Consider the following 12,487-nt stretch of genomic DNA (forward strand, 5'->3'; position numbering starts at 1 on the left):
GCCGGGAGCGACGGCGAGGGGCCACGCCCGCGCGTCGACGCGTCACCCGATCCGACCCCGGTCGGGAGTCCGGACCCGGCGAGCCGTGAGCCGTCGGCGCAGGTCACACCCCGCCCGGTCGCGACGGTCCCCGCCTCCGGACCGGCCGCCTCCGGACCCGCCTCCGGACCGTCCGCCTCCGGACCGTCCGCCTCCGGACCGACCGCCTCCGGACCGACCGCCTCCGGACCGACCGCCTCCGGACCGACCGCCCCCGGACCGACAGCACCCGCACCCCGCGCGACCGCCCCTAGACCCGACCTGGCCTCGTCCGGGTCGAGCGTGGCCTCGTCCGGGTCGAGCGCCACCGCGCCCGCTCCTGCACTGGCCGCACCCGATTCGAGCGCATTCGTTCCCGTCCCGATCCCGGCTGCACCCGAGCCGGACGCGGGCCTTCCCGCCCCGAGGCCGGCCGCCCCCGAGCCGGGTGTCGTCGCCCTCGAGCCGAGTGCCGTCGTCCCCGGGCCAGGTGCGGTCGCCCCCGCCCGGAGGCCGGCCACCCCTGATCCCGGTGCCGCCGCCTCCGAGCACGGTGCGGTCGTCCCCGCCCCGAGGCCGGCCGCCTCCGAGTCGGGTGCCGTCGTCCCCGAGTCGGGGGCGGTCGTCCCCGAGTCGAGTGCCGTCGTCCCCGAGTCGGGCACGGGCGCCTCCGAGTCGGGCGCGGTCACCTCCGAGTCGGGCGAGGTCGCATCCGCCCCGGAATCGAGCCCGGCCAACCCGACGCCGAGTGCGGTCGCGTCCGCGCAGGTGCCGGCCGCCCCGTCCGCGAGGCCGACAGTGCCCGAGCCGATCACGCCCGCATCCCCTCCGGCAGCGGCCGCGCCCGAGGAAGGCGCCGACGCGCCCCGCCAGGCGCCGCCGCCTTCGACGACGCCGCCCACGGCGCCGCCGCCTTCGACGACGCCGCCCACGGCGACGCCGCCCACGGCGACGCCGCCCACGGCGCCGCCGCCCACGGCGACGACGCCGCCCTCGATGCCACCGCAGGTGGCCGTACCCCATGCGCCTGCCCCGATCGGGAGGGTGGCGAAGAAACGACGCTGGCCGCTCTGGACCGCCCTCGGCCTGGCCCTCGGGCTGACGGCGGGCGCGGTGCCCGGCGTACTCCTGCGGCAGTTGGCGCCCGACGCGGCCGGGCGGCCGGCCGCGGGCCGGGAGGACCGGGGTACGCCGGAGCAGCGGCGGCTCGCCGAGCGGATGGTCGCGCAGCTCGACCGGCAGGCCGGCGCGCTGCTCGGCGGCGACCGGGCCGGCTTCCTCGCGGTGGCCGAGCCGGCGGCCCGGCCGGCGCTCACCAAGCGGTACGCGGCGTTGCGCGCGCTGCGGACCAGCGTGTGGCGACCCGCCGCCGTCGGTGTGCCGGTGGCCGTCGACGGGCGGCCCGGGGAGTGGCGGCTGACGGTGACCGTGGGCTACTGCTTCGTGGTGCCGGGCTGCGGGCCGAGCACGGCGACGATGGGCACCCGGTGGCGGGTGGTGGGGGAGGAGCCGCGACTGGCCGCCCTGGAGCCGTCCCGGACGGATCCGACCGGCGTACGCCCGTGGGAGGTCAGCGACCTGGCCGTCGCGGTGGGCAAGCGGGCGGTGGTGGCCACCACGCCGGTCCAGCGGGCCAAGCTGCCGGGGTTGCTGGCGCAGGCGGAGTCGGCCGCCCGGGCCGCGGACCGGTACGCGGTCGACGGCACGCCTCCGGACCGCTACCTGGTCTTCTACGCCGGGCGGACGGAGTGGCAGCGGTGGTACGGCGGTGGCCGACCGAAGTGGACCGCCGGGTACGCGGTGGGCGTCGGTGGGGGGCGGCACGACGTCGTGCTCAACGCGCAGAGCCTCTCCCCGGCCGGAGTGGACGACCTGCTGCGGCACGAGCTGACCCACGCCGCCTCGCTGCCGGAGCAGGGTTACGCGGATCGGGCGAGCTGGTGGCTGGTGGAGGGGCTGGCCGAGTACGCCGGCACCGACGGCCAGCCGGTCGACCGCTACGAGGGCCTGGCCGAGGTGCGCAAGCTGCTCCGGGGCGGGTGGTCCGGCCGGCTGGACGCGGTGGCTCCGGCCGACGACGCGAGCGACGACCGGGTCGGCGGCGCCTACGGCGTCGGGTACCTGGCCGTGCGGCACCTGGTCGACCGCTACGGCGAGCAGCGGGTGCTGGACTTCTTCCGGGCCGTGGTGCACCAGCGCCGGTCCCCGGCCGAGGCCGCCGACGAGGTGTTCGGTGACCCGTGGTCGGCGTTGCAGGACGACTGCGTCGCCTACGTGCGAACCGCCGCCGGCTGACCCGTCGACGCCGGTCGACGGGTCGTAGCATGGGCCGGGTGGCCCGCACTCCCTCGCCGCGGCTGCCCGCGGCCCGCCGCCCCCGTCTCGTCACCGCCCTGCTCGCCGTCGTCGCCCTGACCGGCACCACCGCCGCCTCCTGCGGTGACGACACCTCCGCCGTCGCCGTCGCCCCGGTCGGCCGCGCGCCGGTGAGCGAGGTGATCGACGCGCCGGCCACGGTGACCGCCCGGGCCGCGGCCACCCTCACCGCCCCCGCCGACGGCACGCTGGCGAGCCTGCGGGTCCAACCAGGACAGCGGGTGTCCCGCGGGCAGGTGCTCGCGGTGATCGACTCGCCGGCCGCCCGGGACCGGCTGGCGCAGGCGCGGGAGGCGTTGCGCGCGGCGAAGCGCGCCGGCCGGGGCGTCGGCGTCGGCGACCTGGGCGGTAGCCGGCGCGGCACCGACAAGGCCGCGGACGAGGCGTTCGCCGCCGCCCGCGCCGCCGCGGGCAAGGTCGGCGACCCGCAGTTGCGCGCCGCGCTGCTGCTCCAGGTCCGGTCGGCGCAGCAGCAGTACGAGTCGGCCGCCCGCGCCGCCGACCGCGCGGTCACCGCCGTGCAGCGCGGCGTGGCGGGCCTGAACAGCGCCGTCGGCGCGCTGTCGGCCGCGCAGCGCCTCCAGGCCCAGCAGGCGTACGACCTGGCGAAGGCGACCGTCGACGCGTTGACGCTGCGCGCCCCGATCGGCGGTGTGGTGCAGCCGGGTGGCACCCGGACGGCCGCACCGAGCGACCTCGCCGGGCTGCTCGGCGCGGCCGGGGGCGGGGCGGTGCCCGGTCTGGACCCGTCGGCGCTGGGCGGGGCCGGTCAGGGCGGCCCGCCGGCCGGGGTCGACGACGCGGTGCCGGCCGGTGGCCGGGTCACCGCCGGCACCCCGGTGCTCACGGTGGTGGACACCGGGCGGCTGGGCCTGCTCGCCGAGGTCGACGAGACCGACGTGCTGCTGGTCCGGGCCGGGGTGCCCGCCTCGGTCGAGTTGGACGCGGTGACCGGCGCGACCTACGAGGCCACGGTGCGGTCCGTCGACGTGTTGCCCACCAGCTCGGCCCGGGGCGGGGTCACCTACCGGGTCCGGCTCGACCTGGGGGCCGGTCGGCTCGGTGAGGCGGAGGCCGCGCCCGCGCCCCGCCCCGGGATGAACGCGGTGGTCCGGCTCCGGGTGCGGGAGGCCGCCGACGCGGTGGCCGTACCGGCCTCGGCGGTGTTCTCCGCGGACGGGCGGGACGCGGTCTGGGTGCTGCGCGACGGACGCGCGGACCGGGTCCCGGTGACGGTCGGCGTGCAGGGTCAGGACCTGGTGCAGATCGTGGACGGGGTGCGGGCCGGCGACCGGGTGGTGGTGCGCGGCGCCGACCAGGTCCGCGACGGCCAGGAACTCCCGTGACCGTCGCCGCGGTCGAGGCGGTCGACGTCTCGCGCACGTACGAGCTGGACGGGGTGTCGGTGTCCGCGCTGCGCGGCGTCTCGCTCACCATCGACCAGGGCGAGTACGTGGCGGTGATCGGCCCGTCCGGTTCCGGCAAGTCCACGCTGATGCACCTGCTCGGCGGGCTGGACCGGCCCACCGGGGGCCGGCTGGTGATCGGGGGTCGGGACGTGGCCACGCTGACCGCCCCGGAGCTGGCGACGCTGCGCAACGAGACCATCGGCTTCGTCTTCCAGGCGTTCCACCTGCTGGCCCGGACGTCCGCGGTGGACAACGTGGCGCTGCCGCTGGTCTACCGGGGCGTCGGCGCGCGGCAGCGCCGGGAACGGGCGGCGGCGATGCTCGGCCGGGTCGGGCTCTCCCACCGGTTGCACCACCGGCCCAACCAGCTCTCCGGCGGCGAGCAGCAGCGGGTGGCGATCGCCCGGGCGTTGGTCACCGAGCCGGCGGTGCTGCTCGCCGACGAGCCCACCGGCAACCTGGACAGCGCCACCGGCGAGGCGGTGCTGGAGCTGCTGGAGCGGTTGAACGCCGAGTCCGGGGTGGCCCTGGTGATGGTCACGCACGACCAGGAGGTGGCCGCCCGGGCGCGCCGCCGGATCGCCGTCCGGGACGGGCTGATCCGCTCCGACACCCGTCATGATCGACCGGGGTCGGGCGGTTCCGGCGCACCTGCGACACTGGACCCCGCTCCCAGCGCGGAGCCCCGGTCCGCGTCCGGAAGCGGCCCGGGGCACCCGCCCGGTGGCTCCGGTGGCGCCACCGGAGCCACCGGGCGCCTTCCGCGCGCGGGCGCCGGGGGTGCCGGATGAGGGTGGCCGAGGCCTGGCGGGTGGCGCTGGACGCGCTGCGGGCCAACCGGATGCGCAGCCTGCTGACCATGCTCGGCGTGATCATCGGGGTCGCCTCGGTGGTGATCCTGGTGGCCATCGGCACCGGCACCAAGCAGCAGGTGGAGCAGCAGGTCGAAGGGCTCGGCTCGAACCTGCTCCTGGTGGTGCCCGGAAAGATCGAGGTGGGCACCGCCCCGGTGGTGTCGCCGTTGGACCTCAAGGACGTCGACGCCGTCTCCCGGGTGGTCGGCGACCCCGGCCGGGTGGCCGTGACGGTCGCCTCCGGCGCGACCGCCCGCGCCGGCAACCGGTCGGACTTCACCACCGTGCAGGGCGTGCTGGAGACCACCCCGTCGGTGTTCACCCGGTCGCTGTCCCGGGGTCGCTACCTGACCGGCGCCGACGTCGACACCAGCCGTCGGGTGGCGGTGCTCGGCTCGTCGGTGGCCCGGTCGCTCTTCCCCGAGCGGGACCCGCTCGGCCAGCAGGTCACCCTCGCCGGCGTGCGGTTCCGGGTGATCGGCGTCTTCGCGCCGCTGGGGCAGAGCCTCGGCGTGGACCGGGACGACGAGGTGCACGTACCGGTGACCGCCGCGCAGCGGCTGTGGGGCACCCAGCGGATCGACGGAATCGCGGTCAAGGCGCCGGACCGGGAGCGGATCGACCAGCTCGGCGAGCGGATCGTGGCGGAGCTGTCCCGTCGGCACCCGGACACCGAGTTCAGCGCCGTCACCCAGCAGCAGATCCTGGGTGTGCTCGGCGACATCCTGGGTGTGCTCACCGGCGTCCTGGCCGCCATCGCCGGCATCTCGCTGCTGGTCGGCGGCGTCGGCGTCTCGAACATCATGCTGGTCTCGGTACGCGAACGCACCCGCGAGATCGGCCTGCGCAAGGCGGTCGGCGCGCGCCCCCGGGACATCGGCGTGCAGTTCCTGCTGGAGGCGGTGCTGCTCACCTCGATCGGCGGCCTGACCGGGATGGCGCTCGGCGTCGGCACCGCGCTGCTGGTCGACGCGTTCTCGCCGATCCCGGCGGCGATCACCTGGTGGTCGCTGGCGCTCGCCTTCGGCGTCTCGGCGGCGGTGGGCATCGTGTTCGGCGTGGTGCCGGCGCAGCGGGCCGGCCGGCTCGACCCGGTGGTGGCGCTGCGCGCCGAGTAGCCAGCCACCGGTCCCACGAACGGGAACGGGACGAGCCACCCGTCCGGGCGAAAAAGCCCTGGTGGACACCGGGTGAACGGCCGTCCCGCCATGATCAAACGAGAGAAGGGATCGCGCTGGTCACAGCCGTCCCGCTACCGTACTGGTTACACGCGCGTCGCTCGTCGAGGCGGGAGCACCTGCCCGGTGACACGCGCCGGGCACGGGAATGGGTCGGTGAGCCATGGCCGGGTCGCAGTCCGACGCACGGCTGTCGGATGTCAGGTTCCTGACCGTCGCCGAGGTGGCGACGGTCATGCGGGTCTCCAAGATGACGGTCTACCGTCTCGTGCACAGCGGTGAGCTGACCGCGGTGCGCGTCGGCCGGTCGTTCCGGGTGCCCGAGCACGCCGTGCACGAATACCTCCGGGGCGCGTTCCAGGAGTCCGCCTGACCCCTCGGCGGCCGGTCCGCCGAGTGCGACGAAAAGGGGCATCGACGGGGGCGCGTTGGTCCTGCTGACGCACTCCGGCTACCCTGGACCACGACCGTGACCGCACCCTGGTGTGCCCTGCCCACCTCGCTGGTCCGGTCCGTTGTCCGCAAGCGGGCACGGTGCCACCGACGGTGGCGCCTCCCGGTCCGCCCCGCACGTTGCATCGAAAGGCTGTCGTATGGGCTCGGTGGTCAAGAAGCGCCGCAAGCGCATGGCTAAGAAGAAGCACCGCAAGCTGCTGCGCAAGACCCGCGTCCAGCGTCGCCGTCTCGGCAAGTGACCGGGGCCGGGCTCTGGCCCGGCACCCGGCACCACTTGCCAACTGTCGACCCTCGGAGGCTCAGGTGATCAGGCCGCGGACGTCCCGGCTCGATCCCGCCTGCCGCGCAAGGCGCACGACATGACCCCCGGTGGCACCTCCGGTGCTCCGGGGGTCGTCGTCGTCACCGGGGTCGGCCGCTACCTCGGCGCGAACGTCGCCGCCCGGCTCGCCGCCGACCCGCGCATCGAGCGCGTCATCGGCGTCGACCCGGCTCCGCCCAACCCCGAGCTGACCGACCTGCTCTCGGACGTCGAGCGGGTCCGCATCGACCTCGACTCGCTCGGCGGTCTCCTGGCCGACCTCGACGTCGACGCCGTGGTGCACCTGGCGTTGGTCTCCGCCCCCGATCCGCAGCTCGGCGGCCGGACGGGGATGAAGGAGCAGAACGTCATCGGCACGATGCAGCTGCTCGCCGCCTGTCAGCGGGCGCCCCGGCTGCGCAAGCTCGTGGTCCGCTCGTCGACCGCCGCGTACGGGGTGTCGTTCCGCGACCCGGCCGTCTTCACCGAGGAGACCGAGCCGCGCGAGGTGCCGCGCGGCGGTTTCGGCCGCGACATCCTCGACATCGAGGGATACGTGCGGGGGTTCCGCCGCCGCCGGCCCGACGTCACCGCCACCGTGCTGCGCTTCGCCCCGTTCATCGGGTACGCGGCCGACACCACGCTCACCCGCTACTTCTCCCAGCCGGTGGTGCCCACCGTCTTCGGCCGCGACCCGCGCCTGCAGTTCGTCCACTTCGACGACGCCCTGGAGGTGCTGCACCGGTCGGTCGCCGAGGAGCACCCGGGGACCTACAACGTCGCCGGGCCGGGCGTGCTGTCGCTGTCCCAGGCGATCCGCCGGGCCGGTCGGGTGGCGCTGCCGGTGCTGGAGCCGGGCCTGGCCGGGGTGGCCGCGGTCGCCCGCACCATGGGTTTCGGGCGCTACGGCCTGGACCAGGTCGACCTCTTCGTGCACGGCCGGGTGGTCGACACCAGCCGGCTGGAGCGCGAGTACGGCTTCACCCCCCGTTCCACCGCCGCCGCCTTCGAGGACTTCATCCGCGCCCACCACGGCGGCGTGGTGGTGACCCGGGACCAGCTCGCCGCCGCGGAGCAGCTGGTGCTGGAGAGCATCCGGCAGGTCCGCTCGACCGTCCAGGAGCGTTCGTGAGCAGCCCGGAGGAGCGGCGTGACGCGCGCTACGACGTACCGCTGACCGTGCCCGAGCCGGGTGCGGAGCCGGCGCGGCGCAACGGGCACCGCCGGGTCACCGCGCCGGCCGCCCGCCCGGCCGCGTCGGCCGACGAGCCGGACACCTCCACCGACGAGCCCGCCGGCGCCGCGGCCGTGCCCGGCGCGGAGGCCGCCCGTCCCACCGACGATCCGGGCGTCCCCGCCGCCCGGCCACCGGCCCGGAAGGCGGTGGCGAAGAAGGCCGTGGCCAAGAAGGCGGTGGCGAAGAAGGCCGTCGACCGGAAGGCGGTGGCGGACGGGACCGACGCCGGTACGGCCGGCCCCGGAACCGGGGCGGCCCGGCCGGCGACGCCCTCCGGCCCGGCCGTGGCCGACCGGCCGGGGGACCACTGGGACCGCAGGGTCGCCCAGGGGCTCGCGTTCCTGCGTCGCCGGCTCTCCGGCGACTACGAGGTGGACGAGTTCGGCTTCGACCCCGACCTCACCGACGCGGTCTTCCATCCGCTGGTCCGGCTGCTCTACCGGGACTGGTTCCGCACCGAGGTCGGCGGCGTGGAGCACGTGCCGGCCGACGGCGCCGGCCTGGTGGTCGGCAACCACTCCGGCACCGTGGCGCTGGACGCGCTGGTGCTCTCCGCCGCGCTGCACGACCGGCACCCGCAGCGCCGCTACCTGCGGCTGCTCGGCGCCGACCTGGTCTTCCGGATGCCGGTGGTCTCCGAGCTCGCCCGCAAGACCGGCGGCACGGTGGCCTGCAACCCGGACGCGGAACGGCTGCTCGGCAACGGCGAGCTGGTCGGCGTGTTCCCGGAGGGCTTCAAGGGGGTCGGCAAGCTCTACGCCGACCGCTACAAGCTCCAGCGGTTCGGCCGGGGCGGCTTCGTCTCCGCCGCGCTGCGCACCGGCACGCCGATCGTGCCGGTCGCGATCGTCGGCGGCGAGGAGATCTATCCGATGCTCGCCGACATCAAGCCGCTCGCCCGGCTGCTCAAGTTGCCCTACTTCCCGGTGACACCGACCTTCCCCTGGCTGGGGCCGCTGGGCATGGTGCCGCTGCCGAGCAAGTGGCTGATCGAGTTCTGCCCGCCGATCCCGACCGCGCACCTGCGCGACTCGGCGGACGACCCGCTGGTCGTGTTCAACCTCGCCGACCAGGTGCGGGAGACCATCCAGCAGACGCTGCACAAGCTGCTCGAACGCCGCCCCGACCCGTTCGGCCCCTGACCGGGGGTCGGGCCCGCCGCGTCAGGCGCGCTGGCGGCGGCGGTGCAGCGCCAGCCCGGCGCTGACCGCGCCGGCGAGCAGCCCGGCGGCGGCGGTCGACGGCACGGCGATGCGTGCGGCCCGGCGGCCGGTGCGGAAGTCGCGGACGTCCCAGCCCCGTTCACGGGCCTGGCGCAGCAGCGCGGCGTCCGGGTTGACCGCCACCGCGCGGCCCACGGCCGAGAGCATCGGCAGGTCGTTCGACGAGTCGCTGTAGGCGGCACAGCGGGCCAGATCGAGCCCTTCGACGGCGGCCAGCTGGGCGACCGCCTCCGCCTTCGCCGGGCCGTGCATCAGGTCGCCGACCAGGCGGCCGGTGTACGCGCCGTCGACCACCTCGGCCACCGTGCCGATCGCACCGGTCAGGCCGAGCCGGGCGGCGATGACCCGGCCGATCTCCACCGGGGCGGCGCTGACCAGCCAGACCCGCTCACCGGCGTCGAGGTGCCGCTGGGCCAGCCGGTGCGTGCCGGCCCAGATGCGCGGCGCCATCAGCTCGTCGAAGATCTCCTCGGTGAGGCGTTCCACGTCGTCGACCCGCCAGCCCTGCACGAAGGCGAGAGCCGCCTCCTTGGCCTGGGTCATGTCGCCGGCGTGCTCGGTGGCGAGCAGCCGGAACCGGGCCTGCTGCCAGGCGAACCGGGCCAGGTCGCCGGCGGTGAAGTAGTTGCGGGCGGCCAGCCCGCGGGCGAACCAGTAGATCGAGGCGCCCCGCATCATCGTGTTGTCGACGTCGAAGAAGGCGGCGGCCGTCGGATCGGGGGTGACCGTGGTCGCGGGCGCCGCCGGGGTCTCCGACCAGCCGGCGGTGTGCCCGTGGGCGTCGGTGCTGACCGTCACCTTGCCGGTCCCGGTCACGGCGACCTCCCTGCCTCGACGACCACGTACGCGCTCCGCGTCGAGCGTATCCGGCACGTCGTGACGGTCGGGTGTCCGTCGGGAGAAGTGTGGCGTGGTCGGCGTCCGCGCTCAGCGGTCGCCGGGGCAGGCGGCCGGGGCCGGTCCGAGCGCGTCGCTGGCCGCCGGCGCGGGCAACCCGCAGGCGATGGCCTCGCGCAGCGCGTCGGCGCGCTTGCCGGCCGCGTCGAGCAGGGCGAGCGAACGGCGGGTGCGGTCCCGGTCGGCGTGGTCGGGTCGGTCCAGCAGGCCGCTGACCACCCGGCGCTGGCCGGCGAGGAAGGTGTCCACCGCGTCCAGCGCGGTCGGGTCGGACCGCTGCGCGGCGACCGTGGTGAGCAGGCGTACGCCCTGGCGGGTGTCGGTGTCCATGTCGTCCAGGACGGCGCTGAAGCCGAGCCGGTCGTCGCGCACCGAGGCGGCCTCGTCGAGCCGGGTCCGGGCGAAGTCGAGGAAGAGCTGCCCCCGGCTGATGTCCGAGCTGGCCAGCGCGAGCTGGGCGCGCTCGGTGGAGCGCTTCATGCCGTACAGGGCGTCGCCGGGCAGCGCGTTCTCGCTGGCCGCGGAGATGCCGGAGAGGGCGACCGCGCCGGCGGCCACGCCGACCAGGATCGCGCCCCGGGCCCGGGCCCGGCGGCCGGTGATCGCCGGCAGCAGCGCGCCGCGCAGGCCGCCGGCCGCGCCCGCTCGGGCCGGAGCCGTCACGCCCTCGCGCTCGGCGGTGGCCACCAGCATCGCGCGCAGGCCGGTGCGGAACTCGGGATCCACCTCCACGGTGGGCCGTTCGGCGGTGACCCGCCGGCTCACCTCGACGAGCGCGGTGAGTTCACCGTCGGCCCGGGACCGGACGTGGTGCCGGCGTCCGCCGTTGGCCTCGTCGAGAAGTTGCGCGAAGCGCTCGGCTCGCCGACGGGAGAAGAGGTCGCTGTCCACCGCGGGCACCCCCTCTCGCTGGTCACGGCCGGACGGCCGTCGTCGTCACCAGCGACCGGTGGCAGCGTGCGGCCGAGGGCCGACCGGACGGCCGACCTGACCCGCCGGACCGGGTGGCCCGGGGGACGCCGGGACAACCACTGGTCGCACCCGGAGAAACGGTTCGCGCGGGTCGCCGGTTACGGCCCGATCGGGGGCGAAATCACCGGGTGTGATCGCTGCCGGGGGACCGGTCGGGCACGCGACACCGCCCGGCGCCTGCGCCGGTGGGGTGGACGGGCTCGGAGCGGGTCAGCCCTGGAAACCGTCGGGCAGCAGCCGGGCCAGCGCCCGGACCGCCCGGTACTGCAGGGCCTTGATGGCCCCCTCGTTCTTGCCCATGGCGCGGGCCGTCTCGGCCACCGAGAAGCCCTGGAGGAACCGCAGCACGATGCACTCCTGCTGCTCCGGGTTGAGCTGCTTGACGGCGGTGAGCAGGGCGACGTTGGTGATGTGCTCGACCACCGCCGCCTCCGGGCTGCCCTCCGGCCCGCGGTCCTCCCGGTCGGCGTCGAGGACGTCACCGGTGGTCACCTCCAGCCGGTAGCGCCCGGACTTGAAGTGGTCGGCGACCAGGTTGCGGGCGATGGTGACCAGCCAGGCGCCCAGGTCGCGGCCCTGCCAGGTGAAGCTGCCGATCCGCTTGAGCGCCCGCAGGAACGTGTCGGAGGTGAGGTCCTCGGCGAGCTGGCGGTTGCCGACCCGGAAGTAGACGAACCGGAAGACGGTGTCGACGTACCGGTCGTAGATCAGGCCGAACGCCTCGGACTCGCCGGCCTGGGCCCGTTCGACGAGCGTCCAGACCTCGGTGGCCGGGTCGGACGGGTCGGGGCGGCTCGGGAAGCCGGTGGCCGTCGTGGCGGCCGGGACCGCGGGCAGCACCGCGGTGTCACCGGCGGCCACCGCGGGCAGCACGGCGGTCTCGGCGGCGGACGGTTCGCCGGTGGTGGCCGCCTCGCCGCGCCGGGCCTGGGCCGGCGGCATGGCGGGTCGGGCCGGCGCGTTCAGCCGGCCGGCGGCCGGCTTGGCGTTGCCGCCGGGCAGCGCGGGTCTCGGCGGCGCCTCGTTGGCGTGGTGGGCGCGGCTGCGGACCCGCCGCGCCTCGCTCCGCACCGCGAGCAGGCCGTCGGCGCCGCGCGTGGCGGGCTCGGCGCGCTCGTTGAGCGGGTTCCGCTGGGTGGGGCCGGTCACCCCGGCGGGCCGGTCCGCGTAACCGAAGGTGGTCACCGCGCCTCCCCGGTCCGGGTGGACAGCGACCGCGCGGGACGCCACGGGGGCGCCGCGGGACCGGGTACGCCCCGGTCGGGCGCGGTCGGTCCGGGACGTGCCGGCGGGCGGCAGATCCCCTTGAGGTGCTGGTCCAATGCGCTCACGGGCACGGGGGCCTCCTCGGGCTGAGGGGTGTCGACTCACGGCAAATGGGGTGAGCCGACCCGAGTGATGATAGGGCCAACGTCACCCACGCGTGGCAAGTCCGTTACACAGAGCGGAAGTATTTCCCGCCGGGTCGCACTCCTGGCGGACCGGTTGTCCGTCGTGTGTGGTTGACTTTCGCGCCGGGAGCTGGTCCGGAGTGGAAAGTCCTGGTCGGAGCCGATTTTCTTTTCA

Annotated in this window: 11 protein-coding genes; 8 read left to right on the forward strand and 3 right to left on the reverse strand. The window is 75.9% G+C overall.

Features of this window, described 5'->3' with window-relative positions:
- Nucleotides 1–1,062: 1,062 nt before the first annotated feature.
- The 8 genes from COO58_RS26725 (at nt 1,063) to COO58_RS26760 (ending at nt 8,971) form a co-directional block, all read left to right on the forward strand.
- Nucleotides 1,063–2,313 (forward strand): hypothetical protein, encoded by a 1,251-nt coding sequence (locus tag COO58_RS26725; protein ID WP_255292779.1) that lies wholly within the window; start codon nt 1,063–1,065, stop codon nt 2,311–2,313.
- Between the two features lie 29 nt (nt 2,314–2,342).
- A complete protein-coding gene (locus COO58_RS26730) occupies nt 2,343–3,740 on the forward strand; it encodes an efflux RND transporter periplasmic adaptor subunit (RefSeq protein WP_098747750.1) in 1,398 nt (465 codons plus the stop codon).
- On the forward strand, nt 3,737–4,594 hold the full coding sequence (locus COO58_RS26735) for an ABC transporter ATP-binding protein (RefSeq protein WP_091569360.1): 858 nt from the start codon (nt 3,737–3,739) through the stop codon (nt 4,592–4,594). Before COO58_RS26730 ends, COO58_RS26735 begins: the two co-directional genes overlap by 4 nt.
- Entirely contained in the window at nt 4,591–5,775 is a 1,185-nt protein-coding gene (locus tag COO58_RS26740) for an ABC transporter permease (protein ID WP_091569365.1), read from the forward strand. Before COO58_RS26735 ends, COO58_RS26740 begins: the two co-directional genes overlap by 4 nt.
- Nucleotides 5,776–5,998: 223 nt before the next feature.
- Nucleotides 5,999–6,208 (forward strand): helix-turn-helix domain-containing protein, encoded by a 210-nt coding sequence (locus COO58_RS26745; protein ID WP_013288759.1) that lies wholly within the window; start codon nt 5,999–6,001, stop codon nt 6,206–6,208.
- A gap of 220 nt (nt 6,209–6,428) precedes the next feature.
- Entirely contained in the window at nt 6,429–6,530 is a 102-nt protein-coding gene (locus COO58_RS26750) for a 30S ribosomal protein bS22 (RefSeq protein WP_007465623.1), read from the forward strand.
- A 120-nt stretch (nt 6,531–6,650) separates the two neighbouring features.
- Nucleotides 6,651–7,724 carry an NAD-dependent epimerase/dehydratase family protein gene (locus COO58_RS26755; protein WP_091569368.1) on the forward strand — a complete coding sequence of 358 codons (1,074 nt, stop codon included), beginning with the start codon at nt 6,651–6,653 and terminating at the stop codon, nt 7,722–7,724.
- A gap of 389 nt (nt 7,725–8,113) precedes the next feature.
- Nucleotides 8,114–8,971 (forward strand): lysophospholipid acyltransferase family protein, encoded by an 858-nt coding sequence (locus COO58_RS26760; RefSeq protein ID WP_091576911.1) that lies wholly within the window; start codon nt 8,114–8,116, stop codon nt 8,969–8,971.
- A gap of 21 nt (nt 8,972–8,992) precedes the next feature.
- Here COO58_RS26760 and COO58_RS26765 read toward each other — a convergent pair whose 3' ends face one another.
- From COO58_RS26765 to COO58_RS26775, 3 genes are all read right to left on the reverse strand, one after another.
- Nucleotides 8,993–9,868 carry an HAD family phosphatase gene (locus COO58_RS26765; protein WP_098747752.1) on the reverse strand — a complete coding sequence of 292 codons (876 nt, stop codon included), beginning with the start codon at nt 9,866–9,868 and terminating at the stop codon, nt 8,993–8,995.
- A 111-nt stretch (nt 9,869–9,979) separates the two neighbouring features.
- A complete protein-coding gene (locus COO58_RS26770; protein ID WP_091576914.1) occupies nt 9,980–10,840 on the reverse strand; it encodes a DUF5667 domain-containing protein in 861 nt (286 codons plus the stop codon).
- Between the two features lie 291 nt (nt 10,841–11,131).
- Nucleotides 11,132–12,106 (reverse strand): ECF subfamily RNA polymerase sigma factor, BldN family, encoded by a 975-nt coding sequence (locus COO58_RS26775; protein ID WP_098747754.1) that lies wholly within the window; start codon nt 12,104–12,106, stop codon nt 11,132–11,134.
- Nucleotides 12,107–12,487 lie beyond the last annotated feature (381 nt).

Source organism: Micromonospora sp. WMMA1996 (assembly GCF_002573675.1).
GTDB classification, from domain to species: domain Bacteria; phylum Actinomycetota; class Actinomycetes; order Mycobacteriales; family Micromonosporaceae; genus Micromonospora; species Micromonospora sediminicola.